The sequence below is a fragment of the Bacillus paramycoides genome (assembly GCF_001884235.1).
GTDB classification, from domain to species: Bacteria; Bacillota; Bacilli; order Bacillales; family Bacillaceae_G; genus Bacillus_A; species Bacillus_A paramycoides.
The window spans coordinates 25,985-51,936 of record NZ_MAOI01000008.1; the positions used below are offsets into that span (position 1 = coordinate 25,985).

22 protein-coding genes and 2 pseudogenes are annotated in these 25,952 nt (G+C 37.5%); 17 read left to right on the forward strand and 7 right to left on the reverse strand.

Translation table 11 applies throughout. The features are described 5' to 3' along the window. Position 1 precedes the first annotated feature (1 nt). On the forward strand, positions 2–1,117 hold the full coding sequence (wecB, locus tag BAU28_RS00770) for a non-hydrolyzing UDP-N-acetylglucosamine 2-epimerase (protein WP_002174219.1): 1,116 nt from the start codon (positions 2–4) through the stop codon (positions 1,115–1,117). A gap of 108 nt (positions 1,118–1,225) precedes the next feature. On the opposite strand, the gene BAU28_RS00775 is transcribed toward wecB, so the two are convergent. Together BAU28_RS00775 and BAU28_RS00780 are read right to left on the reverse strand one after the other, a co-directional pair. Next, positions 1,226–2,353: an LCP family protein gene (locus tag BAU28_RS00775; RefSeq protein ID WP_071717435.1), complete on the reverse strand. Its 1,128-nt coding sequence runs from the start codon at positions 2,351–2,353 to the stop codon at positions 1,226–1,228. A 74-nt stretch (positions 2,354–2,427) separates the two neighbouring features. After that, positions 2,428–3,063 (reverse strand): YigZ family protein, encoded by a 636-nt coding sequence (locus BAU28_RS00780; RefSeq protein ID WP_071717436.1) that lies wholly within the window; start codon positions 3,061–3,063, stop codon positions 2,428–2,430. Between the two features lie 239 nt (positions 3,064–3,302). Here BAU28_RS00780 and BAU28_RS00785 point away from each other — a divergent pair, with 239 nt between their 5' ends. From BAU28_RS00785 to hpf, 7 genes and pseudogenes are all read left to right on the forward strand, one after another. Beyond that, the gene (locus BAU28_RS00785) at positions 3,303–4,145 is read left to right on the forward strand and encodes a DegV family protein (RefSeq protein WP_048370257.1); all 843 of its coding nucleotides are present in this window, start codon (positions 3,303–3,305) and stop codon (positions 4,143–4,145) included. Positions 4,146–4,317: 172 nt separating this feature from the next. Continuing rightward, positions 4,318–4,632, forward strand: a complete 315-nt coding sequence (locus BAU28_RS00790) for a winged helix-turn-helix transcriptional regulator (protein ID WP_025148190.1) — start codon at positions 4,318–4,320, stop codon at positions 4,630–4,632. Between the two features lie 131 nt (positions 4,633–4,763). Beyond that, positions 4,764–6,207: pseudogene (locus BAU28_RS00795) on the forward strand (C40 family peptidase). Positions 6,208–6,334: 127 nt separating this feature from the next. Then, positions 6,335–7,684: an ATP-dependent helicase ComFA gene (gene comFA, locus BAU28_RS00800; RefSeq protein ID WP_071717438.1), complete on the forward strand. Its 1,350-nt coding sequence runs from the start codon at positions 6,335–6,337 to the stop codon at positions 7,682–7,684. Continuing rightward, a complete protein-coding gene (locus BAU28_RS00805; protein WP_071717439.1) occupies positions 7,684–8,388 on the forward strand; it encodes a ComF family protein in 705 nt (234 codons plus the stop codon). Before comFA ends, BAU28_RS00805 begins: the two co-directional genes overlap by 1 nt. Before the next feature lie 126 nt (positions 8,389–8,514). Continuing rightward, positions 8,515–8,712: a cold shock protein CspC gene (gene cspC / locus BAU28_RS00810; protein ID WP_033719670.1), complete on the forward strand. Its 198-nt coding sequence runs from the start codon at positions 8,515–8,517 to the stop codon at positions 8,710–8,712. 322 nt (positions 8,713–9,034) lie between these two features. After that, positions 9,035–9,577 carry a ribosome hibernation-promoting factor, HPF/YfiA family gene (gene hpf, locus BAU28_RS00815; protein ID WP_002174210.1) on the forward strand — a complete coding sequence of 181 codons (543 nt, stop codon included), beginning with the start codon at positions 9,035–9,037 and terminating at the stop codon, positions 9,575–9,577. A gap of 110 nt (positions 9,578–9,687) precedes the next feature. Here hpf and BAU28_RS00820 read toward each other — a convergent pair. Then, positions 9,688–9,891, reverse strand: a pseudogene (locus BAU28_RS00820) (VOC family protein); the annotation flags it as partial. A gap of 283 nt (positions 9,892–10,174) precedes the next feature. Between BAU28_RS00820 and secA the strand changes: the two are divergent. From secA to BAU28_RS00865, 9 genes are all read left to right on the forward strand, one after another. Next, entirely contained in the window at positions 10,175–12,682 is a 2,508-nt protein-coding gene (gene secA, locus BAU28_RS00825) for a preprotein translocase subunit SecA (RefSeq protein WP_071717440.1), read from the forward strand. Between the two features lie 90 nt (positions 12,683–12,772). Beyond that, positions 12,773–13,871 (forward strand): peptide chain release factor 2 gene (prfB, locus tag BAU28_RS00830; protein WP_115610299.1). Its coding sequence is split into 2 segments (ribosomal slippage): positions 12,773–12,844 and positions 12,846–13,871, totalling 1,098 coding nucleotides; the frame shifts between segments, so codons are not numbered across the junction. 431 nt (positions 13,872–14,302) lie between these two features. Next, positions 14,303–14,626, forward strand: a complete 324-nt coding sequence (cccB, locus tag BAU28_RS00835) for a cytochrome c551 (protein WP_033719610.1) — start codon at positions 14,303–14,305, stop codon at positions 14,624–14,626. Between the two features lie 475 nt (positions 14,627–15,101). Beyond that, positions 15,102–15,788, forward strand: a complete 687-nt coding sequence (gene ftsE, locus BAU28_RS00840; RefSeq protein ID WP_033795390.1) for a cell division ATP-binding protein FtsE — start codon at positions 15,102–15,104, stop codon at positions 15,786–15,788. After that, positions 15,778–16,671 carry a permease-like cell division protein FtsX gene (gene ftsX / locus BAU28_RS00845; RefSeq protein ID WP_002174205.1) on the forward strand — a complete coding sequence of 298 codons (894 nt, stop codon included), beginning with the start codon at positions 15,778–15,780 and terminating at the stop codon, positions 16,669–16,671. Before ftsE ends, ftsX begins: the two co-directional genes overlap by 11 nt. Positions 16,672–16,789: 118 nt before the next feature. After that, positions 16,790–18,226: a S41 family peptidase gene (locus BAU28_RS00850; protein ID WP_083594444.1), complete on the forward strand. Its 1,437-nt coding sequence runs from the start codon at positions 16,790–16,792 to the stop codon at positions 18,224–18,226. Between the two features lie 108 nt (positions 18,227–18,334). Further along, on the forward strand, positions 18,335–19,519 hold the full coding sequence (locus tag BAU28_RS00855; RefSeq protein WP_208610956.1) for a PDZ domain-containing protein: 1,185 nt from the start codon (positions 18,335–18,337) through the stop codon (positions 19,517–19,519). Positions 19,520–19,747: 228 nt separating this feature from the next. After that, on the forward strand, positions 19,748–21,463 hold the full coding sequence (locus BAU28_RS00860) for an ABC transporter ATP-binding protein (protein ID WP_071717443.1): 1,716 nt from the start codon (positions 19,748–19,750) through the stop codon (positions 21,461–21,463). Positions 21,464–21,528: 65 nt separating this feature from the next. Beyond that, positions 21,529–21,840: a heavy metal-binding domain-containing protein gene (locus BAU28_RS00865; RefSeq protein ID WP_002068307.1), complete on the forward strand. Its 312-nt coding sequence runs from the start codon at positions 21,529–21,531 to the stop codon at positions 21,838–21,840. A gap of 298 nt (positions 21,841–22,138) precedes the next feature. Here the strand turns inward: BAU28_RS00865 and abc-f are convergent, their stop codons facing one another. From abc-f to BAU28_RS00885, 4 genes are all read right to left on the reverse strand, one after another. After that, complete coding sequence (abc-f, locus tag BAU28_RS00870) at positions 22,139–23,773, reverse strand: ribosomal protection-like ABC-F family protein (protein WP_071717444.1); 1,635 nt, start codon at positions 23,771–23,773, stop codon at positions 22,139–22,141. A gap of 271 nt (positions 23,774–24,044) precedes the next feature. Beyond that, positions 24,045–24,590, reverse strand: a complete 546-nt coding sequence (locus BAU28_RS00875) for a flavodoxin family protein (protein ID WP_071717445.1) — start codon at positions 24,588–24,590, stop codon at positions 24,045–24,047. Positions 24,591–24,594: 4 nt separating this feature from the next. Further along, the gene (locus tag BAU28_RS00880) at positions 24,595–24,963 is read right to left on the reverse strand and encodes a MerR family transcriptional regulator (protein ID WP_048370279.1); all 369 of its coding nucleotides are present in this window, start codon (positions 24,961–24,963) and stop codon (positions 24,595–24,597) included. Positions 24,964–25,014: 51 nt separating this feature from the next. Further along, positions 25,015–25,908, reverse strand: coding sequence for a LysR family transcriptional regulator (locus tag BAU28_RS00885; RefSeq protein WP_071717446.1), 894 nt, complete (start codon positions 25,906–25,908; stop codon positions 25,015–25,017). Positions 25,909–25,952: the final 44 nt, after the last annotated feature.

Consider the following 25,952-nt stretch of genomic DNA (forward strand, 5'->3'; position numbering starts at 1 on the left):
AATGACTGAACGTTTAAAAGTAATGACAATTTTCGGGACACGTCCAGAAGCAATTAAAATGGCACCTCTTGTATTAGAGTTGCAAAAGCACCCAGAAAAGATTGAATCGATTGTGACTGTAACAGCACAACACCGTCAAATGTTAGATCAAGTATTAAGTATCTTTGGGATTACGCCAGATTTCGATTTAAATATTATGAAAGATCGCCAAACTTTAATCGATATTACAACACGTGGTTTAGAAGGTTTGGATAAAGTAATGAAAGAAGCGAAGCCAGATATCGTCCTTGTACATGGTGATACAACGACGACATTTATCGCAAGTTTAGCTGCTTTCTATAATCAAATTCCAGTAGGACATGTTGAAGCAGGACTTCGTACATGGGATAAATATTCTCCATATCCAGAAGAGATGAATCGCCAATTAACAGGTGTAATGGCGGATCTCCATTTCTCACCTACAACAAAATCAGCAACGAACTTACAGAAAGAAAATAAAGATGAGTCAAGCATTTTCGTAACAGGAAATACAGCGATTGACGCATTGAAAACGACTGTAAAAGAAACATATAGTCATCCTGTACTAGAGAAACTTGGAAATGATCGTCTTGTGCTTATGACAGCGCATCGTCGTGAAAACCTAGGTGAACCAATGCGTAATATGTTCCGTGCAATTAAGCGTCTTGTTGATAAGCATGAAGATGTACAAGTTGTATACCCTGTTCATATGAATCCTGTTGTTCGTGAAACAGCGAATGATATTTTAGGCGAGCATAGCCGCATTCATTTAATTGAGCCGCTAGATGTAATTGATTTCCATAACGTTGCAGCTCGTTCATACTTAATGCTAACTGATTCTGGTGGTGTACAAGAGGAAGCACCATCACTAGGTGTGCCAGTTCTTGTCCTTCGTGACACGACGGAACGTCCAGAGGGTATTGAAGCAGGTACGTTAAAATTAGCAGGAACAGATGAAGAGACAATCTTTGGGCTTGCTGACGAATTACTATCTAATAAAGAAGCTCATGATAAGATGGCGAAAGCATCTAATCCTTACGGCGATGGCCGTGCATCAGAGCGTATTGTAGAAGCGATTTTACAACACTTCAAGAAGTAAAGTGAAACTTTAATCAGTGGGAGTGTTTATCCCCCACTGATTATTAGCCCGCACCAATCGGGATAAATGAAAAAAGAGCCAAATCGTATGTGATTTGGCTCTTTTTTATTATTGGTGATTCCTCATAATCCACTCTGCATGAGCATTTGTAGAAGGGGGAGGAGGCGGTGGTGTTTTGTTCTCACTCGGCTCCTTCTTTGCTTTTGCGCTGGAGTTAGAATTTGAATCGGAATTTGTATTCTCATCTTTCGTAGCCTCTGTTGGGGCTTTTGTTTTTTCTCCTATTTCCTTTTCAATTTCGTTACGTACCGTCTCTACACTGATTGGATCCGGAAGGAAGTAATAAATACCGCCTATTTTTCTGTCTTCTCCTTCAATTTTTAACGTTTGTATTGTAGAAGGATCAAATCCAGAGAGTTTACTGTAAAGAGCAAGTCCGTCTGAAATAGGAATGTCGGTTTTTATATATTTTCCAACGACAGTCGTTAAATCTTTAATTTTAAATACAGTAGAGGCGGAATTTAGTTTTTGAGCAACAGCGGCTAGTAATTGTCTTTGTCTAGCGGCCCGACCATAATCGCCATTTGGATCCTGCTTTCGCATACGGACGTAAGCAAGTGCTTCTTCGCCGTTTAACTCTTGTTTGCCTTGTTTAAATTGGATTTTTTTGTCGTAATCAACATCAGAACGTTCCCAAAAATCGAAGGGAACATCGACTGTAACACCGCCAACAGCATCAACGATACCTTTAAAGCCTTGGAAATCAATTTTAACATAATGGTCTACAGGAACTTTTAGAAAACCTTCTACAGTTTTGATTGCCATTTTTTCTCCACCGTAAGCATGCGCGGCGTTAATTTTGTCTTCTTTATCCTTTCCGACAATTGGAACTCGACTATCACGAGGAATACTCATAAGCGAAACCTTTTGAGTTTTCGGATTGACTGTCGCAAACATTAATGAGTCTGTACGACCATTTTGACCGTCTGTTGCATAATCCTCTATTCCCATAATGAGGATTGTAAAAGGTTCCTTTGTAATTGCTACATCTTCGGTTCTTAAATCCGATTTTTCACGGTTAAATCCACTGTACATCCCCATGAGAGAAGAGTAGGAATTTAAAATATAAAGTCCTACGCTACCAAATACAAATGCGAAAATAAGAAAGTAGAAAAGTTTTCTTCTACGTTTCTTTTTTATTCTGCTATTTTGGAGATGATAATAACGTTCTTCCATATATAATCTCCTTAGTTCATTTGTAGGGAATTAATTCACTACATTAATCTTTAAAGGGGATAAGTTAGCTATTCTTAGTTAACGTCTTGTTCTAAGTACAACATATCTCCTTCTTTAATTGTACATTTCCCGTTTGTTAATTCAATCATCCAATTCGTAAATGTTTGTTTTCGATTTTCTTCTACATACGTATCAAATGTGACATTTTCGAGATAATGTATATCTTTAATGGCATATTCTGAATTGCGTAATTCATTTTCAACTTTGCCAAGCAATGTATAATCAATTTCTGTTTGCATAACGCGCATTAGTTTCCGCTCAACAATGCCTACGTGATTAAGTCCTTCACTTGTACATTTTCCATATGCACGAATTAATCCACCAGCACCAAGCTTAATGCCACCAAAATAGCGCGTGACGACAACGACAGTATCTTTTAGACCTCGTTTTTTTAATACCTCTAACATAGGTACACCAGCGGTACCACTTGGTTCACCGTCATCGTTTGCTTTTTGAATTTGATCTTGTTCACCGATTAAATATGCGGAACAATTATGTGTTGCATTCCAATGTTGTTTTTTTATTTTTTGTATAAATTCTTGGGCTTCCTCTTCAGTTGTGGCTCGATTTACATAGCAAATGAATCTGGATTTTTGAATAACAATTTCGTGCTCACCGTAGCCTTTAACTGTTAAATATTGTAATAACAATGGTATACGCCCCTATCCTTCAAAATGACTAGTACTTTATATTTTAAAAGCGAGCGTTTTTATATTCAAACATTTTTTATAAATATGTTGAAATTTTTGATGATTATTTTATCTTTTTGTTGTAATTTGTCGAGATGGTGATTATAATTTCTAACCTGCATTTTCATGTATTGGTGCACCTTTTTTGGTTTTCGTGTAAAATTAGGGAATAAAATTTTTTTTATAAGGCAGGTACGAAAATGAAAACAGCTATTGTTACTGATAGTACAGCGTATATACCGAAGCATATTCGTGACGAACTAAATATATATATGATTCCATTAAACGTTGTGTTTGGAACGGAATCTTATCAAGAAGAAGCTGAAATTTCAGCAGATGATTTTTATGTAAAAGTACGTGAGCAGGAAGAACTTCCGAAAACTTCGCAGCCAGCAATTGGAAAGTTTTTAGAGTTATATGAAGAATTATCTAAAGAATATGATGCAGTAATTAGTATTCATCTTTCAAGTGGAATTAGTGGTACATACCAAACAGCAACGACAGCTGGACAGATGGTAGATGGTATTAATGTATATACGTACGACTCTGAAATTAGTTGTGAAGTACAAGGGTTTTACGTACGTGAAGGTGCGAAATTAGCAAGTGAAGGCAAGACGCCAGAAGAGATTATCGCTCGCTTCGATGAAATGAAGCAAACGATGGATGCCTATTTTGTAGTGGATGATTTACATCATTTACAACGTGGGGGACGATTAAATAGCGCACAAGCTTTCATCGGTAGTTTGTTACAAGTAAAACCAGTGTTATATTTTAGAGATAAAGTAATTATTCCATTCGAAAAAATTCGTACGCGTAAAAAAGCGTTGAAGCGTATCATTGAAATCTTTGATGAACAGGCAAATAAAGGTGTACCTATGGAAGCTGTCATTATTCATGCAAATCGTGAAGAGGAAGCTGAGGAATGGAAGAAAGAATTAGAAGAGCAATACCCTCATGTTATAATTCGTACGAGTTATTTCGGAGCTGTAATTGGCACGCATTTGGGTGAAGGTGCACTTGGTTTAGGCTGGTATACGAAGTAATAAAGATATAAAAGCTCTCTTTTTGAAGAGGGTTTTTTTACGGATGTTTTATAAAAATTTGACAAGTTAATATTTGGAAATGGTAAAATGTACGTAAAATTAAATAATGAGGAAAGTTTTATTACTTACTTTTTACAAGAAACTATCTTATAATAGAGGAGAGGTGAAATATATGGAGCATAATTCATGTTTATGTCCAAAATTTGAGTCAGCTTTTACATTGCTTAGTAAGAAATGGACTGGCTTAATTATTAAATCTTTGTTGGAAGAGCCGAAACGCTTTAGAGAAATCGCAGATATTATACCTAATATGAGCGATCGTATGTTGTCAGAACGTTTAAAGGAATTAGAAGGCGAAGGTATCGTAGTTCGTGACGTTTACCCAGAAGTACCAGTTAGAATCGAGTATGGTTTAACTGATAAAGGGAAGGCGTTGGAAAGTGTTATGAATGAAGTCCAAAATTGGGCTGAGAAATGGATGAAGTAACGTTTCAGTCTCATTCATGTTGGTATAATTTCAAAACGTAAGGGAGTCCCTTACGTTTTTTCTATTTGTATAAAAATGGCGAAACGTTCTTAAAATTCTACATATATATACAAAATTAGATATACTTTGCTATAGAGACAAATGTAATATTACATTTATTTTACAAAACCGTAACATTGGCGAAAAAACTCCCGAATTATGGTATAAATTTTAATAGGTTAAGTACGGAAAAAGAAAAAAGAAAGCGGTGTAAAAAATAAAATGAAAAAGCTAAAAATGGCATCTTGCGCGTTAGTTGCAGGGTTAATGTTTTCAGGGCTAACACCAAATGTATTTGCAGAAGATAAAATTTCTGACGTGAAATCACAAATTAACACACAAAATGACACTTTACATAAACAACAACAAGAACGTGATGAATTACAAAAACAAATGAATGACTTAAACAAAACAATTCAAGGTTTAGATAAGTCTGTTCAAGAGAACGCTTCAAAACTTGATGAAACAACAAAAAAAGTTGCTGATACCGAGCAATTAATCGAGAAGAAAAATAAAGATATTGCAGAACTACAAACAAAAATTGCAAAACGTGAAGAGTTATTGAGAAAACGTTTAGTTGCACTTCAAGAACAACCAAACACGAACGTTGTAACAGAAGTTCTTGTAAACTCTAAAAACATTGCAGATCTAGTTGATCGCTTCAATTCTATGTCTAAAATTCTTGAGTCTGACGAAGATATCATGAAAACACAACAAGAAGATCAAGTGAACGTGAAAAAAGATGTTGAAACAGTAAAAGAAAAACAAAAAGAATTAAAAGAAGCACAAGCTCAAATTGAAACTGCTAAGAAAGAACTTGACGCTGAAAAAGCGAAAAAAGAAACTGCAGTGAATGATTTAAGCGGCAAAATGGATACCGTTGTAACTACAATGACAAGTACGGAAAGTCAATTGAAAGATCTTGAGAAACAAGCGTTACAATTACAACGTATTGCTGAAGAAGAGGCACAAGCAAAAGCTGCACAAGAAGCTGCTGCTCAAAAACAAGCAGAGCAAGCTGCTAAAGCAAAAGAAGCACAAGCTCAGCCGGCACAAGCTCAGCCGGCACAAGCGCCTGCTCAACCAGCGGCACCAGCAAACAATGGTGGACAAGCTCAAAAAGAAGAGCCTAAAAAAGAGCAACCTAAGAAAGAACAGCCTAAAAAAGAAGAATCTACACCAGCACCAAATGCGGGTGGCGTAATCGGTAAAGCACAAAGCTACTTAGGTTTACCATATGTTTGGGGAAGTGCATCTCCATCAAACGGCGGTTTTGACTGTAGTGGATTCATCTCTTACATCTTTGGTGTAGGTCGTCAAGACGTTGCAGGTTACTGGAACTCAGTTTCTAAAGTAAGTAGCCCACAACCTGGAGATTTAGTATTCTTCCAAGGTACTTATAAAGCAGGTCCATCTCACATCGGTATTTACGTTGGGAATGGCCAAATGATTCATGCGAGTGATAAAGGGATTGCTTACGGTGATATTAACAGTTCTTACAACCAGAAACATTTCTTAGGATACGGTCGATTCTAGGATTTATAATTTAATAAAACACGTGTATAAAGTCGATAGCTTACTATTTTATAAGTAGGTTATCGGCTTTTTTGAGTTTTTACGAGATTATGAGAAGGATTTATAGTAGTGCTGGAGGTGGTTTAGGATGTTAGCCGGGAAACAGTTACTATTAGAAGAACTCTCTTCAGATTTGCAGGGTGAATTAAATCATTTGAAAAGGAAGCGAGAAGTCGTTTGTGTACAAGGTGTAATTAAGAAGTCTTCAAAATATATGTGTCAGCGTTGCGGAAATATAGAGCAGCGACTATTTGCGTCATTTTTATGTAAAAGGTGCAATAGGGACTGTACGTATTGCCGAAAGTGCGTAACGATGGGGCGTGTGAGCGAATGTGCTGTACTTGTTCGCGGGATAGCTGAAATAAAAGGAGAAAATTACTTGCATCCGTTACGTTGGACAGGAGTTTTGTCTGCTGGACAGGAATTGGCTGCACAAGGTGTCGCTGAAGCTGTTAAACGGAAAGAATCATTCTTTATTTGGGCTGTGTGCGGGGCTGGGAAGACGGAAATGTTGTTTCATGGAATTGCAGAGGCACTTCAAAAGGGAGAGAGAGTTTGTATCGCAACGCCGAGAACAGATGTTGTACTTGAATTAGCGCCAAGGTTACAAGAAGCGTTTCCAAATATAAATGTAGCAGCTTTGTACGGAGGGAGTTTAGATTGTGAAAAAGATGCAATGTTAGTCGTTTCAACTACGCATCAATTGTTGCGTTACTATAAATCGTTTCATGTCATGATTGTAGATGAGATAGATGCTTTTCCATATCATGCGGATAAGATGTTACATTACGCAGTAAAACAAGCAATGAAAGAGAAAGCAGCACGTATTTATTTAACAGCAACTCCAGATGAAAAGTGGAAGCGGAAGTTGCGAAGTGGTAAGCAAAAAGGGGTTATTATTTCAGGACGCTATCATCGTCATCCCTTGCCAGTTCCGGTGTTTCGGTGGTGTGGAAATTGGAAAAAAGACCTCGTGCGTAAAAAGATCCCTCGTGTTTTATTGCAATGGCTAAATATGTACTTAGGTAAACAATATCCCATTTTTTTATTTGTTCCCCATGTGCGATACGTAGAAGAAATCAGCTTGTTATTAAAATCAATAAACAGCCAAATTGACGGTGTGCATGCAGAAGATCCGAAGAGAAAAGAAAAGGTAGCGGCTTTTCGAAAAGGAGAAATTCCTTTATTAGTTACAACGACGATTTTGGAACGAGGGGTAACTGTGAAGAATTTGCAAGTAGCAGTTTTAGGGGCAGAAGAAGAAATATTTTCAGAAAGTGCTCTCGTTCAAGTTGCAGGGCGTGCTGGTAGAAGTTTTGATGAACCTCATGGAGAGGTCATCTATTTTCATTATGGAAAGACAGAGGCGATGGTACGCGCGAAAAAACATATTCAAAGCATGAATAAAAATGCTAAAGAACAAGGATTGATAGATTAATGCATTGTCTACTTTGTGATGAGTATATTTCATACGCGATTAGTTGGTACACTTTTTTTGTTAAGCTTCATAAAGAGTATATATGTGATAGATGCGAACAAAAACTTTCCTATATTATAGGAGATATTTGTAGAGAGTGTGGTCGGCTTTTAGAACTTGTGCCAGCTGAATATAAAAACGGTGATATTTGCACGGATTGCATAAGATGGATGGACGAGGAGAGGTTTCCGTCTCTCATAAATCGTTCGTTGTGTGTGTACAATGAAGGGATGAAAGAAATATTAGCACAGTTTAAGTTTCGAGGAGATGCTGAATTAGTTCATATTTTCTATCAGTCTTTTCGAAGGCTTTTTCAAAAATATTTTGCGAATGTTTCAGTTGTTATTTCTGTTCCGCTTAGTGAAGAACGAGAATACGAACGTGGTTTTAATCAAGCCGAGTTACTAGCTTCTTGTTTGCCTGTCAAAATGTCTTGTACATCATTAAGAAGGATAGAAACAGAAAAGCAAAGTAAGAAGAAGCGCAAAGAAAGGATGTCGGGAAGTAATCCTTTTTATTTTCAGGGAGAAGAGATGTTTCATGGGCAACATGTTTTAATCGTTGATGATGTGTATACGACAGGAATTACAGTTAGGCAAATTGGAAGTCTTTTGTATGATAGAGGAGCGAGGGAGGTTTCTTGTTTGACACTTTGTAGAGGCTAATATGTGAATGTCGAAAGGGGTAATAAAAAGACGACAGGTCTTCTTTGACTTACGATCTTGTCATTCGTTATAGTCAGACTATGGGGCGAATGCCCTGATTTTTAGAGTGAAGGGAATGGAATGAACATGCAAGGAAGAGTAAAATGGTTCAATGCAGAAAAGGGATTTGGGTTTATTGAGCGTGAAAATGGTGACGATGTTTTTGTCCATTTTTCTGCTATTCAACAAGAAGGATATAAGTCGTTAGAAGAAGGGCAACAAGTGCAGTTTGATATTGTTGATGGCGCACGTGGACCACAAGCGGCTAATGTTGTGAAGTTGTAAAAATTACGTTTTTGGAAAAGATAGAGCTGTATTTGTGGCAGCATTTTATAAATTATGGAAGCTCTTGTTTGTAACAAGGGTTTTTTTGTTGTAGGGAGAGTTGTCAAAAAGTTGTTTCTTTTCTGTAACGAATTGTCCACAGTTACATTCGTTATTCACGATGTTAATAGGATAAAATAAAGATAGAAACGATGCATCTTTTCATTTCAACAAAAAATGATAAAAAAATCGCAATTCCACTAATTTTTTTAAAAAAGTTAGAAGGAGTTTTTAAGCCAGTGTCGAAATTATAGTACATAGGCTTGAAAGGAGGAATTCATCTATGAAATTCAACATTCGTGGTGAAAATATTGAAGTAACTCCAGCATTAAAGGAATATGTAGAGAAAAAGCTAAGTAAATTAGAGCGTTATTTTGATACATTCCCAGAGATTAAGGTTAATTTAAAAGTATACTCTGACAAGCAACGTATCGAGGTAACAATTCCATTTACAGATTTATTACTTCGTGCAGAAGAAACAAATAGCGATATGTACGCTGCAATTGATTTAGTAGTTGATAAAATTGAGCGACAAATTCGTAAACATAAAACAAAAGTAAACCGTAAATTACGTGAAAAGGGTTCTGTTAAAAACAACTTTATCCTTCCAGAAGCAGTAGCTGTTCTGGATGAGGTAGAAGAGGATGAATTAGAACTTGTACGTACAAAACGATTCGATTTAAAACCGATGGACGTTGAAGAAGCGATCTTACAAATGGATATGCTAGGACATAATTTCTTCGTCTTCACAAATGCGGATACAAATGAAACTAATGTTGTATATGGCCGTAAAGACGGAAAATATGGTTTAATCGAAACAAAATAATAATTCAAAAGCGCAGCCGAAAGGGGCTGCGCTTTTTTCTTTTTTCTATATTTTTGTTTTCGTATTTCGTAATATCGATATGAATTTAAACAGCTCATTCGTAATGAGATTTAGAAGTTATGTCTCGTTACTGTCAATTGTATTACTATTCCAAAAGGATCTCGAATAATGGCATAACCAGGGCTGAAGGAGTTTTTTTAAAAAGGTGTTAAAATATGAACTTCATCATGTTGAATTAGATTGTGATAGAGTGCTTCAATGGTTTGGAAATCTTTAGATTGAATACATAAAGATAAGCTGTTACTGAGATTGAATGAACAATTTGTAATAGCAAGATTTAGTTTGTTTGAACAGCTTAAATAAAATAGTAGGGATTGTAGCTGAAAAAAATTCCTGAAACTAGGCCCGACATTTGGACGATTGTTGTCATAGTTATAAGACAAGTGTTACAATTATCATTAGGTTTATACATTTTAGTTTTTTTAATTAGGAGAAAAATTGGCATAACATAAATTTGATTTTTATAACGACTGATTGTAAAGAGAAAAAGAAAGCAATCAGAAGTTTTATTTTAATAAAAAGAGGAGCGTATTTCCTATGATCGGTATTTTAAAAAAGGTGTTTGATGTCAACCAACGCCAAATTAAACGTATGCAGAAGACAGTGGAGAAGATTGATGCATTAGAATCATCTATTAAGCCACTAACTGATGAGCAATTAAAAGGGAAGACGCTTGAATTTAAAGAACGTCTAACAAAAGGTGAGACAGTAGATGATCTACTTCCTGAAGCTTTTGCAGTTGTTCGTGAAGCCGCAACCCGTGTTCTTGGAATGCGTCCATATGGTGTGCAGCTAATGGGTGGTATTGCCTTACATGAAGGAAATATCTCTGAGATGAAAACGGGTGAAGGTAAAACGTTAACGTCTACTTTACCTGTATATTTAAATGCTTTAACAGGAAAAGGTGTTCACGTTGTTACAGTCAATGAATATTTAGCACAACGTGATGCGAGTGAAATGGGACAGCTTCATGAGTTCCTTGGTTTAACAGTAGGAATTAACTTAAACAGTATGTCACGTGAGGAGAAGCAAGCTGCGTATGCTGCTGATATTACGTATAGCACAAATAATGAGCTTGGATTCGATTACTTACGTGACAACATGGTGTTATATAGAGAGCAGTGCGTTCAGCGTCCGCTTCATTTTGCTATCATCGATGAAGTCGATTCTATTTTAGTCGATGAAGCACGTACGCCGCTTATTATTTCTGGACAAGCTCAAAAGTCAACAGAGCTATACATGTTTGCAAATGCATTCGTTCGTACATTAGAAAATGAAAAAGAGTATTCATTTGATGTGAAAACGAAAAATGTAATGTTAACAGAAGATGGTATTACGAAAGCTGAGAAAGCTTTCCATATTGATAACTTATTCGATTTAAAACATGTCGCACTTCTTCACCATATTAATCAGGGGCTGCGTGCACACGTTGTTATGCACCGTGATACAGATTATGTTGTACAAGAAGGCGAAATCGTAATTGTAGACCAATTCACTGGTCGTCTTATGAAAGGTCGTCGTTATAGCGAAGGTTTACACCAAGCTATTGAAGCAAAAGAGGGCGTAGAAATTCAAAATGAAAGTATGACGCTTGCAACAATTACGTTCCAAAACTACTTCCGTATGTACGAAAAGTTATCTGGTATGACTGGTACAGCGAAAACGGAAGAAGAAGAATTCCGTAGTATTTACAATATGAATGTTATCGTAATTCCAACGAATAAAGATATTATTCGTGATGACCGTGCTGATTTAATTTTCAAATCAATGGAAGGCAAATTCAATGCAGTTGTTGAGGATATTGTAAATCGTCACAAACAAGGACAACCTATTCTTGTTGGTACAGTTGCAATTGAAACGTCAGAGCTTATTTCAAAAATGTTAACACGTAAAGGTGTACGTCATAACATCTTAAACGCAAAAAACCATGCGCGTGAAGCAGATATCATTGCAGAAGCTGGTAGTAAAGGCGCTGTAACAATTGCGACGAATATGGCTGGTCGTGGTACGGATATTAAGTTAGGCGACGATATTAAAAACGTTGGTCTAGCAGTTATCGGTACAGAGCGTCACGAAAGCCGTCGTATTGATAATCAGTTACGTGGTCGTGCTGGTCGTCAAGGGGACCCTGGTGTAACACAGTTCTATTTATCAATGGAAGATGAACTAATGCGCCGCTTCGGTTCTGACAATATGAAAGCGATGATGGATCGTCTTGGTATGGATGATTCGCAGCCAATCGAAAGTAAAATGGTTTCTCGTGCTGTAGAATCTGCACAAAAACGTGTAGAAGGAAATAACTATGATGCACGTAAACAATTGCTACAATACGACGATGTACTTCGTCAACAACGTGAGGTAATTTACAAGCAGCGTCAAGAAGTAATGGATTCAGAGAACTTACGCAGCATTATTGAAGGTATGATGAAATCTACGATAGAACGTGCTGTTGCACTTCATACGCAAGAAGAAATCGAGGAAGATTGGAACATTAAAGGTCTTGTCGATTACTTAAATACAAACCTTCTTGAAGAAGGAGATGTAAAAGAAGAAGAGTTACGTCGCCTTGCTCCAGAAGAAATGAGCGAATTAATCATCGCGAAATTATTAGAGCGTTATAACGAAAGAGAAAAACTTCTACCTGAAGAGCAGACGCGTGAATTCGAAAAGGTTGTTGTATTCCGTGTTGTAGATACGAAATGGACAGATCATATTGATGCAATGGACCACCTTCGTGAAGGTATTCATTTACGTGCTTATGGACAAATCGATCCACTTCGTGAATACCAAATGGAAGGATTCGCAATGTTCGAATCGATGATTGCTTCTATTGAAGAGGAAATTTCTCGCTACATCATGAAGGCTGAAATTGAGCAAAACCTAGAGCGCCAAGAAGTTGTTCAAGGTGAAGCTATTCATCCATCAAGCGATGGCGAAGAGGCGAAGAAAAAACCGGTTGTAAAAGGTGATCAAGTAGGCCGTAATGATTTATGTAAGTGCGGTAGTGGCAAGAAATATAAAAACTGCTGTGGTATTGGGAAATAATAAAAAGGATTAAACTCTCTCCGCAATAAGCGGAGAGAGTTTCCCTTGTTTTCATATGAAAGTAACAGCAATTACATAGAGGTGAAGGAAATGGAATTAGTAGAAATTAGACAAGAATTAGAGAAAATGGCTAAGAGATTAGCGGCTTTTAGGGGGTCTCTTTGACCTTCCTACTAAGGAGAAACAAATTGCAGAATTAGAAGAAACGATGATGGGCGCAGGATTTTGGGATGACCAACAAGGCGCACAAACTGTAATCAACGAGGCTAATGCGTTAAAAGACATGGTTGGAAAGTTCCGTCAGTTAGATGAGACGTTCGAAAACTTAGAAGTAACGCATGAATTACTTAAAGAAGAGTACGATGAAGATTTACATGAGGAACTAGAATCTGAAGTGAAAACTTTAATTCAAGAAATGAATGAGTATGAGCTTCAGTTATTACTAAGCGATCCTTATGATAAAAATAACGCCATTTTAGAATTACACCCAGGTGCAGGTGGAACAGAGTCACAGGACTGGGGTTCTATGTTATTACGTATGTACACGCGCTGGGCTGAAAAACGTGGATTTAAAGTAGAAACTGTTGACTACTTACCGGGCGATGAAGCTGGTATTAAGAGTGTTACACTATTAATTAAAGGGCATAATGCTTACGGTTACCTGAAAGCAGAGAAAGGTGTACATCGTCTTGTACGTATTTCACCGTTCGACTCTTCAGGGCGTCGTCATACATCATTCGTATCTTGTGAAGTTGTACCTGAGTTTAATGATGAAGTTGAAATTGAAGTGCGTACAGAAGATTTAAAAATAGATACGTACCGTGCAAGTGGTGCAGGTGGACAGCACATTAATACGACAGATTCAGCAGTTCGTATTACACATACACCGACAAATACGGTTGTAACATGTCAGTCAGAGCGTTCTCAAATTAAAAACCGTGAGCACGCAATGAAAATGTTGAAAGCGAAGTTATATCAAAAGAAACTAGAAGAGCAACAAGCACAATTAGATGAAATCCGCGGGGAGCAAAAAGAAATCGGATGGGGTAGCCAAATCCGTTCTTACGTATTTCACCCGTATTCTCTTGTGAAAGACCACCGTACAAATACAGAGGTGGGTAACGTACAGGCAGTTATGGATGGAGAAATTGATCCATTTATTGATGCTTATTTACGTTCTCGCATTTAATAAGAAAAAAAGCCAACAGAATTGTTGGCGCATGCTGAGGTAAAAGAGGATATAAAGAGGTTTATCTTATTTATATTGATGAAATAAAGAGGGAGAGAAGTTGGAAACGACAACTTCTCTTTTTGATGAGATTATATGTAGCATATAATGCCGTATATTGTTTTGTAAAAAGTAGAGAATAGTAAAACAGAGCGGTAATGGAGTAGGACTTTATATGGGATTTCTCTGATTTGGTTTGGAGAAAGAGGTTCTTTATAGAACTTTCTAAGGTGTTCACAGAATTGAAACAATTTGTGAAAGCTTTATTTTATTAGGCTTCTCACTATATTTGTGAAAAATATGAAATATACCTTAGTTTTTCTATATAAAGATAATGCTTATAATGAATAATGAGTGTGTATGAAGAATATCAACAATGGGGAGCGATAGAAGTGAAAAAGAAATTGTTGGCTATTGCGTTAGGGACATCAGTCGTTTTTGCTTTAGGAGCATGTGGAAATAAAGAAGAGACTAAGTCTTCAAATCAATCTGCAAGTACAGATAGTGCAGAACAAATTTTCCAAAAAAGTTGTGCAGGTTGTCACGCGAAAGATTTATCAGGAGCAACTGGACCTGATTTAAGAAAAGTAGGCGGTAAGTATGAAGCTGCAGATATCGAAGAAATTATTAAAAAAGGTCGCGGCGCAATGTCACCTGGACTTATTCAAGGTGAGGACGCAAAAAAAGTAGCTGAATGGTTAGCTGGACATAAATAAAAAAGGTGAAATAGACGAGTTGATTATATGATCTTACCTAAAAACGATATAGGTTAAGAACTATGTCAGCTCGTTTCCCTTTATCCCGCTATTTGCGGGCAGTAAGACTCCCACCTCAAAATTCAGCTGTAAAGCAAAGGAGTTAGGTGGGAGTCGGGCTGCCCGTAAACGCCCGATTGGTGAGGGCTGATAATCAGTGGGGATGAACAAAACCCCCACTGATTAAAGTTTCACTTTATCAGGATGTAACATAACTGTAACAAAAATGTATCCGAACTGGAAACCGATTGATGTTACAATGAGGTTTGTAGAATTTTGATGAAATATATTACATAGAGCAGCGTTGCTAATAAAAGGCATGTAAGAAAGCTGCCTTCAACAAGAATGGTAAACAGAGAATAAAAGTTTTTATTTTATTTTCAAATGTACAGAAAAGTATTTCGAAAAAAAATCATTAAGTATTGGGTGATAAATAATGATAAAAATGACGAATGTTTATAAGGAGTATCCGAATGGTATGAAAGCCATTGCTGGTCTCACAGTTAACATTAAACAAGGTGAATTCGTATACGTAGTTGGACCGAGTGGAGCCGGAAAATCTACATTTATTAAAATGATGTATCGTGAAGAGAAACCATCTACAGGATCAATTAATGTAAATGGACTTGTAATTGAAACATTAGCAGAAAGAGATGTTCCGTATTTCCGTCGTCAATTAGGCGTGATTTTCCAAGATTTTAAATTGCTACCTAAATTAACGGTATATGAGAATGTTGCGTTTGCTTTAGAAGTAATTGAAGAAGAACCAGATGCGATTCGTGAACGTGTTACAGAAGTGTTAGGTCTTGTAGGTCTAGATGACCGTGCAGATGCACTTCCAAGTGAACTTTCAGGCGGAGAGCAACAACGTGTGGCGATTGCAAGAGCGATTGTAAATAGACCAAAGGTTGTAATTGCCGATGAGCCAACAGGTAACTTAGATATTGAAACGGCTCTTGATATTATGAAGATTTTCACACGCATTAATGAGCGTGGTACAACGATTGTTATGGCGACACATAACGCAGATATCGTAAATACAATTCGTCATCGTGTAATTGCAATTGAAGGCGGAAAAATTGTTCGAGACGAGATTGAGGGAGGATACGGATATGAAGACTAATACCCTTAGTCGACATTTGCGAGAAGGTGTAAAAAATCTATCCCGTAACGGATGGATGACATTTGCTTCTGTAAGTGCAGTAACAGTTACATTATTACTTGTAGGTGTCTTTTTAACAGCGATTATGAATATGAACCATTTTGCGACGAAAGTAGAGCAAGATGTAGAAATTCGTGTGCATATTGATCCAGCGGCAAAAGAAGCTGATCAAAAGAAATTAGAAGAAGATATGGGTAAGATTTCAAAAGTAGATTCTATTAAATATTCTTCTAAAGAAGAAGAGTTGAAACGTTTAATTAAAAGCTTAGGCGATAGTGGGAAAACGTTCGAGTTATTTGAGCAAGATAACCCACTGAAAGACGTATTTGTTGTAAAGGCGAAAGAACCAACAGATACGGCAACAATTGCGAAAAAGATTGAGAAAATGCAGTTTGTAAGTAATGTTCAATACGGTAAAGGTCAAGTTGAAAAATTATTTGATACTGTAAAAACTGGTCGTAACATCGGGATCCTGTTAATTGCTGGTCTTCTATTCACAGCGATGTTCTTAATCTCTAACACAATTAAAATTACAATTTATGCTCGTAGTACTGAGATTGAAATTATGAAACTTGTTGGTGCAACAAACTGGTTTATTCGTTGGCCGTTCTTGTTAGAGGGATTATTCCTAGGAGTATTAGGATCAATTATTCCAATTGGCGTAATTTTAGTTATATATAATTCACTACAAGGTGTGTTTAATGAAAAACTTGGCGGAACAATTTTTGAGCTTCTACCATACAACCCATTCGTATTCCAATTAGCTGGTTTATTAGTGTTAATCGGTGCATTAATCGGTATGTGGGGAAGTGTAATGTCAATTCGTCGCTTCTTAAAAGTATAAAAAGTTGCAAACATAATTCGTACAAGCTTATCATATAGTAGAAATAGGTAAAGGCATCACACATCGTGTGATGCCTTTTGCTACACCACCTGTGTGTTCTGGAAAGGGGAATTCCGCATTGAAACGTAGAGTTGCAATTATTGGAATGGTTGTTGCATTTTTAATTGGTGCTGGCGGTATGTTTGGCGGTATGTACTTGTTTGGGATAAACCCAGCGTATGTAACGCAAACGGTATCGAATGGCAATGCTGGCACAGCGCAAGGGAATTTGGCAAAGATTAATGAGGCGTATGCACTAATTGATTCACGTTATGTGGAAGACGTGAAAGATGACAAGTTAGTCGAAGGTGCAATACAAGGAATGTTGTCTACGCTGAAGGACCCTTATTCCACGTATATGGATAAAGAAACGGCAAAACAGTTTAGTCAGTCACTGGATCCTGAACTTGAAGGGATTGGAGCTGAAGTGAACAAAACGGACGGTAAGCTTATTATCGTATCACCAATTAAAGGTTCACCAGCAGAAAAGGTAGGAATTAAACCGAATGACCAAATTTTATCTGTAGATGGAAATAGTGTGAAAGACTTATCACGAGAAGAAGCAGTATTAAAAATTCGTGGTAAAAAAGGAACGATTGTTGCAATTGAAATTAAGCGCGCAGGAGTGGCTGATCCGATAGAATTTAAAATTAAGCGTGAAAAGATTCCGATTTTTACTGTATTTAGTTCTGTAAAGCAAGAGAGCGGAAAAGATATCGGTTATATGCAAATTACTTCTTTCGCTGAAAATACTGCGAAAGAATTTAAGGATCAGTTAAAAGAGTTAGAGAAGAAAAATATAAAAGGCTTAGTTATTGACGTGCGTGGTAATCCTGGCGGTTATTTAAATAGCGTAGAAGATATACTAGGGGAAATCATGACGAATAAAAAGCCAATGCTACAAGTAGAAGAGCGAAATGGTCAGAAGAAGAAATTCTCTACGGAACTTAAAGAGAGAAAGCCTTATCCAATTTCGGTATTGATTGATAATGGAAGTGCTTCTGCTTCAGAGATTTTAGCGGGTGCGCTGAAAGAGGGAGAAGGCTACGATTTAATTGGTGAAAAAACGTTTGGTAAAGGTACTGTCCAGCAAGCTGTTCCATTTAAAGATGGCAGTAACATTAAATTAACGATGTTTAAATGGTTAACACCAGACGGCAATTGGATTCATAAAAAAGGAATTGCACCAACTGTAGAAGTGAAGCAACCAGATTATTATCATGCGACACCAATTCAAATTGAAAAGACACTTTCATACAATTCAAATGATGAGCAAGTAAAACATGCGCAAGAAATGCTTAAGAGCTTAGGATATGTACCAGGCCGTGAAGATGGATACTTTAGTAAAGAGACAGAATCAGCACTGAAAGCATTCCAAAATGCGAATGAGATGGAAGCGACAGGACAACTTGATAAAAAGACAGCTGAAGCGATTCAAACTAAAATTATTGAAAAAATCCGTTCTGGAGAAAATGATTTACAATTACAAACAGCATTGAAATTAATAGTGAAATAAGAAATACAGGCACTTTAGTGCCTGTATTTTTTTATGTGTTAAACACACGTTTCTTTAGTTATGATAAGATAAAAAGAAAAAATGAGATAAATGGTGGTGAATGAATTCGTGGAGGCATGGCTTTTTGAAATACTACGAGCAGTTGGACGTTTTTTCTTACACCCTGCTGTCTATGTATTTTTAATTAGTAGTATCTTCGTTGGATACTTACGTATATTACGAGAACGAAAAGACTTTTCTTTTAAAGTATATGATATTTGGTTTGAACTGCGAACATCTCTGTTTGCAGGAGTTGGATACGGATTAATCGTATCTATTATTACGGTTGGGCTTGGGCTTGTTGTGTCTAAGGCGAGTATATGGATGATTTTAATTTGGACGCTAGTATTCGGATTAACTGCTATGTATCGATATTTATCTGCAGCTTATTCGTTTGGAATCGCGATTGCATTCGTTTTATTATCTTCTAAGATGTCAGTTTCCTTCTTACAGCTTGGAGAAGGTGAGGAGGGTACGATTGTATCACTTGCTATTTTACTAGGCGTTATGCTCGTTGTAGAGGGTTTATTAATCTCTAAAAATGCAGTACGTTATTCTACTCCGAAAATTAAAAAGGGTAAGCGTGGTTTAAGAATTGGATTACATGAATCAAAACGCTTGTGGCTTGTACCAGTATTTATTCTTATACCAGGAGACGCGGTGACAGATTTTATTTCTTGGTGGCCTGTCGTTTCAATTGGTTCGACTACATACTCTTTATTCCTCGTTCCGTTTTTAATTGGATTTATGAGAAAGATTAGAAGCTATGAGCCGACGGAAGCTTTATTATTTACAGGAAGACGTGTCTATGGATTAGCAGGGATTGTACTTATTTTAGGTATCGCAAGTTACTGGTGGCACGTACTCGCAATTATCGCGATGGGAGTCGCAATGCTTGGACGCTTCACGATCTCGATGCAAGAGAAGATTGCAGACGAGACAAGGCCAGCATACTTTGCCGCACGTAATGATGGACTTGTTGTGTTAGATACAATTCCGAATACAATTGGGGCAGAGATGAATTTAAAGCCTGGGGAAGTTATTACGAAAGTAAATGGAATCATTCCAAGAAGTACCGAAGAGTTTTATGATGCGCTTCAAACGAAGACGACAGGAGCGTTTTGTAAATTAGAAGTGTTAGATACAAATGGTGAGCTTCGTCTTGCTCAAACGGCATTATACGCCGGGGGCCATCATGAATTAGGTGTTGTATTTGTTCAGCAAGAGCACGATTGGGATTCGGAAGCGATATGATAGAAATGAGGGTGTCACCTAGTCAAAAAATTGACTAGGTGACACCTTTTTTATTTTAGGAACAGCGCGATAGTAAATGAAATTTATATCAGCGATTCAACAAGAGATATCGATTTCCCAATAACAACTGTGGCCTCTATTTTAGTTTCATAGACGGATAACTTGAATAATTATTTGATAATGGTTATCATTTAGGGAGTCTTTTAATTTGGAAAAGGGAGGAAAGATATGCTGCGTAAATTTTTTTCTTATTATAAACCGTACAAAGGTTTATTCGTACTTGATTTTTCCTGTGCAGTTATCGCAGGTTTACTCGAACTTGGGTTTCCGCTTATCGTAAACCAATTTATTGATAAGCTATTACCAGGACAAAACTGGACGCTTATTTTATGGGCTTGTTTCGGTTTACTCGCAGTTTATATTTTAAATGCAGGTTTGCAATATGTCGTTACATACTGGGGACATATGCTTGGTGTTAACATTGAAACGGATATGAGGCAGAAATTATTTGATCACATTCAAAAGCTATCATTCAGATTTTTTGATAATAATAAAACAGGTCATTTAATTTCGCGCCTTACAAACGATTTAATGGAAATTGGGGAAATTGCTCACCACGGGCCAGAAGATTTATTCATTGCCATTATGACTTTAGTCGGAGCATTTTCATTTATGATGATAATTAACTGGAAGTTAGCGCTATTAACATTCTTCGTCATTCCATTCCTATTATGGTTGGCACTTTACTTCAATAAAAAAATGACAGGTACGTTTAGACGTTTATTCTCAGACGTTGCTGATTTCAATGCGTGCATTGAGAACAATGTTGGTGGTATCCGCGTTGTACAAGCATTCGGAAATGAAAAATTTGAGAAAGAGCAATTTGCTGTAAATAATGCTCGTTTCCGTACAACAAAATTAATGGCGTATAAAATTATGGCGTTAAACTCATCTATTAGTTATATGCTAATGCGTCTCGTAACGCTCTTTGTATTAATATGTGGTACATGGTTTGTATTGCAAGGTGAATTAACGTACGGTGGATTCATTGGATTCGTTTTGTTAACGAATATTTTCTTCCGACCAATTGAAAAAATTAATGCGGTTATTGAAAGTTACCCGAAAGGAATCGCTGGTTTTAAACGATATGTAGAACTTTTGGAAACAGAGCCTGATATTGTAGATTCTAAAGATGCAATCGAAGTAAAGCATGTACACGGCGATATTCAATATAACAACATTACGTTTGGATATGAAAATAAAGAACCGATTTTAAAAGATATTAGCTTGAAAATACATGCAGGTGAAACAGTTGCTTTCGTTGGGCCATCAGGGGCAGGGAAAACAACGTTATGTAGTTTATTACCGCGTTTTTACGAACAATCATCTGGATCGATTCAAATTGATGGAATTGATACGAAAGAGATGACGTTATCGTCACTTCGTAAGCAAATTGGGATTGTACAGCAAGATGTTTTCTTATTTTCTGGAACAATTCGTGAAAATATCGCTTACGGAAACTTAAAAGCTTCAGAAGCTGAAATTTGGCAAGCTGTAAAGCGTGCTCAGTTAGAAGATTTGATTTACTCGCAACCAGAAGGTTTAGATACAGTTATTGGTGAGCGTGGCGTGAAACTTTCAGGGGGGCAAAAGCAACGCTTAGCGATTGCTCGTATGTTCTTGAAAAACCCGCCAATTTTAATATTAGATGAAGCAACTTCTGCGCTAGATACAGAGACGGAACTTGCTATTCAAAAATCACTTGCAGAACTATCTGTTGGCCGTACAACGTTAGTTATCGCCCATAGACTTGCAACTATTAAAAATGCAGATCGCATCGTCGTTGTAAATAAAGATGGTATTGCAGAACAAGGTTCACATGATGAATTAATCGAGCAGGGCGGGGGGTATAGCCGATTATATGAAGCTCAGTTTAGTTCGTAAATATAATTTCTGCTGAATTAGTGCACCATAAGTAAGTGGAAACCTTATATGGGAGGCTATAAAGCATGATTGTAACAACAACTTCTACAATTCAAGGGAAAGAAATTATTGAGTATATCGATATCGTCAATGGAGAAGCAATCATGGGTGCGAATATCGTTCGTGATCTTTTCGCTTCTGTCCGCGACGTTGTCGGTGGTCGCGCAGGCGCTTACGAAAGTAAATTGAAAGAAGCGCGCGACATTGCAATGGAAGAGATGAAAACTCTCGCAAGACAAAAAAATGCGAACGCAATAGTTGGTATCGACGTGGACTACGAAGTAGTCCGCGAAGGGATGCTAATGGTTGCGGTGAGTGGAACTGCTGTCCGTATATAAAGTGAAACTTTAATCAGTGGGGGTTTTGTTCATCCCCACTGATTATCAGCCCGCACCAATCGGGCGTTTACGGGCAGCCCGACTCCCACCTAACTTCTTTGCTCAAGACGAATTTTGAGGTGGGAGTCTTACTGCCCACAAATAGCGGGATAAAGTGAAAAGCCGTGCTGATGCACGGCTTTTTGTTATTAGTGATGCTGTTATCATGTCTAACATTATAGGTAGGTCGATATTCTATGTCGAAGCCTGGATATTTCTTGGGAAATGCGGAAGGTCCCGTCGATATATAGGGAAGACATTAGAGAGCTTCTTTACACTTTCGAATTTGAACCAATAATTTTTCGTATTCTTGTTCGAGAATTGTGATGTCATCGTGATGATTGGGTATAGAAATCCGGCTGATGATTTCTGTTAATTTTGTTTGTAATCGTAATAATTCTTGTTCAGTAACGTTTACAGAAGCTTGAGTTGTTCTTTTTGTGTATTGCTCGTAATTGCCGTGGAAGATTCTTGGTTCGTTTTCATCTACTTGTAGAATATGGTCTGCAACAGAACGAATAAAGGCACGGTCATGGCTAATGAAAAGTATAGTGCCAGGATACTCTTGTAACATGCTTTCTAATTCTTCTTGCGTTGCTAAGTCCAAATAGTTTGTCGGTTCATCGAGTAGAAGCATATTATAGTTTCCTAAAAATACTTTTGCGAGCGCAACCTTCATCCGTTCACCACCACTTAAGACGTGCACAGGTTTATGAACATCTTCACGGCGAAAAAGAAGGCGAGCAAGTATTGTCCGAACGAACGATTCCGTATAATTTGTCTCTTCTAGAACATTTTCCAAAATTGTTTTATTCGTTTTTAAAATAGATAATGTTTGTTCGAAGTATCCAATTTTACAACTTTTCGAAAGCTGGATCCCATGCTCATTTGCGAGAAGCATTTTGAACAATGTCGTTTTTCCGCTTCCGTTTGCCCCTAAAATAGCAAGCTTTGCGCCGGGAGCGATAGTTCCGCTCATATTTTGGAATAGTGTGCGGTCCCCTATTTTCTTTGTTGCTTTATTAAACTGTACAACCGCTTTACTATGAATGGGTGCATGGTATTGTACGTCAAACCGGGCTTGAGAAAAATCTTTCGGCTTTTCCTTCTGTTCTAATTTTTCGAGACGTGTTTCTAATGCCTTCGCTGCTTTGCTAACATTTTCTTGGCCATGAGCCCCACTTAATTTATAAAGTTTAGATTCAGATGAACTGAACCGTGTTGGGACTTTTGTCATGCTAGAAGCGCGTTGCTTTCTTTGCAAAATTGATTGTTCTAAACGGTTTTTTTCTTGTACATATTGCTCGTATTCTGCTTGTTTTTGTATTCGCTCACGTTCTTTTTGTTTTCGATAGTTTGAATAATTCCCTTTATATTCTTGAATAGTACCGTCTTCAACTTCGATGATTTTGGTACATATGGTATCTAGGAAATCGCGATCATGCGATATTAAAACAAGTGCACCTTTATAAGAGAAAAGTGCCTTTTCTAATTGCTCTGTACCGAACATATCTAAGTGGCTTGTTGGTTCATCAGCAAATAGAATGCCTGCATCCTGTTCGAGAGCATGGGCAATCTTTAGGCGCATTCGTTCACCACCGCTCATTGAATCTGCAACGTTTGAAATACTCCATTTTCCTTTTGCGAGAGAAGAAGCGCTTTCCGGTATTTCCACGCTAAGCTGAGGAATGATGGCGATAGAACTATGATGAGTTACTGTACCTTTGTCAGCTTCTATTTCTTTACTTAATATTTGTAATAACGTAGATTTTCCCGCTCCGTTGACCCCGACAATTCCTATGCGATCATGTGCTTGAATTTCCAGTGATGGTAATGTGAATATGGTGCGATCACCAAAGCTCTTTTCAATATTTCGTGCGAATAAAATAGTCATAAAAAAACCTCCCTAGTTTCACTAGAGAGGATAAACGTCGCCCTTGAATGTAAAAATCGTACATAAATAAGCGATGCACATATTTTTACATGATCGTTTCGAAAGAAAGTATCGACAAATGGACAGACTAATCCCCTGCTAGTTTTCATCATTTTTGTTCACTATTTGTGATGGATGAAATAAATAAGAGAATTAGAACTTCATTGGTCAAAGTACCTTCCTTTCATAAGATTATTTTTATTGTATGCGCATACAAATGGATTTGTCAAACTCATTTCTGTTTGCTATTTTTGAATTTATTATTATACAATTGTGCTTTTGCGAGTGCTTCAGCATCATTTTGGATTTCGTTTAGTCCGTTCGCATCACCAATAACATACCCTTCAAATGAAGAACCAACAAAATCAAAGATATATTGGAACTGGGCGATAAGTGGCAATGCCTTCAGTTTCGGATTATCTCCACCAACGATGACAACGTACATTTTTTTACCTTTCATTTTTTCTTTGAAATGAAGGGATTTATCGCGTAGACTTTGAGACCAGCGATCGACGAAGTTCTTCATATGACCGCTCATTCCATACCAGTATAGCGGCGTTGCAAAGATGATTGTATCGTGTTCTAGCATGCGCTCAATTAACTGTTGGTAATCGTCATTTACAGGTTGGAATCCTTCCGCATCATGGCGCTGATCTGTAATAGGATGAACGGTATGGTCGCGCAAATAAATTTGCTCCGCTTCGGTTCCGTCAATCATCATATGTGTTAAGGCTTCCGTATTTCCGTTTTCTCTTGAACTACCGTGTATAACAAACATGTCATCATTCCTTTTCTTTTGCTTGTTTTAAGAGTGAAACGTGTTTTTGCAAGTTGGCTTGAATACTAGAGAGCAATTCGATTTGTTTCGTAACTTCACATAGCTTATCTTCGTAAAGTGTGAGAATGCTACTGCATGGATTTTCGTATAAATGCGGCTCGATTTCAAGGCAGCGCAGCATTCGTGCTGTTTCTTCTAAATTTAGGCCAAGCTGTAAGTACATTTGAATAAGTGCTACCTTTTCGATGGCACTTTTATCAAAATCACGATAACCATTTTCGAGGCGGTTTGAAGGGAGTAATCCCTTTTCTTCGTAATGTCTTAGTGAACGTTCGCTAACCCCGGTTTCTTTTGATAACTCCCCAATTCGCACTGTATTTCACTCCTTTTACATGTATTGTAAACCTTCACACTAATGTGAAGGTCAACTCTGTTTTTTTGCAAAAGAATCTACATGATTTAAAAAGACTTGAATGGCTTTAGAAGGGATGAAATATTTGCCGCGTACGATGGAGAACGGGCGGATTAGCTTTTCGTTAGGCACGGGGACGTGGAATAGTTCTTTTGCTAATAATTCTTTCCGCACGGTCCAATCCGAAAGTATAGCGATGCCAAGCCCAGCAGCGACGGCTTCCTTCACACTTTGTATACTGCTGAATGTAAAGAAGCGCTTCATTTTTAAGTGATGTTGGTGTATAAAGCGATCGCTATAGGCGCGTGTGCCAGAACCGCTCTCCCTTAATACCCAGACTTGATCTTGGAGAGTATTTTCATTTATTTCCTCGGTATGGAGCAATGGATGGTTTGGCGGGACGACAAGCTTCATCTCATCTTGCATAAAAGTTTCAACATCTACGTCGGCGTATACGACTTGGCCTTCCACTAAGCCGATATCAATTTGATTAGAGCGAATGCTTTGCAAAACTTCTTCTGTATTGGAGATGAATGTATGAACTTCGACGTGCGGGTTTTCATTAGCATAGCGCGCTAATATTTTGGGAAGTAAGTATTCACCAATTGTAAAGCTAGCGCCGATCCGCAGCGTTCCCGTTACGACGTTGTGCAATTCATTAATTTCTTGTTTCGCATCTTCATAAAGTGAGAGCATTTGCTTTGCGTGTATGTATAAAATATTTCCTGCCTCTGTAACTTGGACGTGCTTTGGGGAGCGCTGAATAAGTGTAGTTCCAAACTCATTTTCTAAGTTGCGAATGTGCATACTAACACCAGGTTGTGAAAGATTTAATAGCTCTGCAGCGCGCGAGAAATGCTTTTGTTCAACAACGGTCACAAAAATCTTTAAAATGTCGACGTTCATCGGATGTGCTCCTTTATTTTTGCTTTCATTTTATCATAAGTTTT

Coding starts and splice junctions, on each gene's coding strand:
- wecB (WP_002174219.1), top strand. CDS start 2: ATGACTGAACGTTTAAAAGTAATGACAATTTTCGGGACACGTCCAGAA.
- BAU28_RS00775 (WP_071717435.1), bottom strand. CDS start 2,353: ATGGAAGAACGTTATTATCATCTCCAAAATAGCAGAATAAAAAAGAAA.
- BAU28_RS00785 (WP_048370257.1), top strand. CDS start 3,303: ATGAAAACAGCTATTGTTACTGATAGTACAGCGTATATACCGAAGCAT.
- BAU28_RS00790 (WP_025148190.1), top strand. CDS start 4,318: ATGGAGCATAATTCATGTTTATGTCCAAAATTTGAGTCAGCTTTTACA.
- comFA (WP_071717438.1), top strand. CDS start 6,335: ATGTTAGCCGGGAAACAGTTACTATTAGAAGAACTCTCTTCAGATTTG.
- BAU28_RS00805 (WP_071717439.1), top strand. CDS start 7,684: ATGCATTGTCTACTTTGTGATGAGTATATTTCATACGCGATTAGTTGG.
- cspC (WP_033719670.1), top strand. CDS start 8,515: ATGCAAGGAAGAGTAAAATGGTTCAATGCAGAAAAGGGATTTGGGTTT.
- hpf (WP_002174210.1), top strand. CDS start 9,035: ATGAAATTCAACATTCGTGGTGAAAATATTGAAGTAACTCCAGCATTA.
- secA (WP_071717440.1), top strand. CDS start 10,175: ATGATCGGTATTTTAAAAAAGGTGTTTGATGTCAACCAACGCCAAATT.
- ftsE (WP_033795390.1), top strand. CDS start 15,102: ATGATAAAAATGACGAATGTTTATAAGGAGTATCCGAATGGTATGAAA.
- ftsX (WP_002174205.1), top strand. CDS start 15,778: ATGAAGACTAATACCCTTAGTCGACATTTGCGAGAAGGTGTAAAAAAT.
- BAU28_RS00860 (WP_071717443.1), top strand. CDS start 19,748: ATGCTGCGTAAATTTTTTTCTTATTATAAACCGTACAAAGGTTTATTC.
- BAU28_RS00865 (WP_002068307.1), top strand. CDS start 21,529: ATGATTGTAACAACAACTTCTACAATTCAAGGGAAAGAAATTATTGAG.
- abc-f (WP_071717444.1), bottom strand. CDS start 23,773: ATGACTATTTTATTCGCACGAAATATTGAAAAGAGCTTTGGTGATCGC.
- BAU28_RS00875 (WP_071717445.1), bottom strand. CDS start 24,590: ATGTTTGTTATACACGGTAGTTCAAGAGAAAACGGAAATACGGAAGCC.
- BAU28_RS00885 (WP_071717446.1), bottom strand. CDS start 25,908: ATGAACGTCGACATTTTAAAGATTTTTGTGACCGTTGTTGAACAAAAG.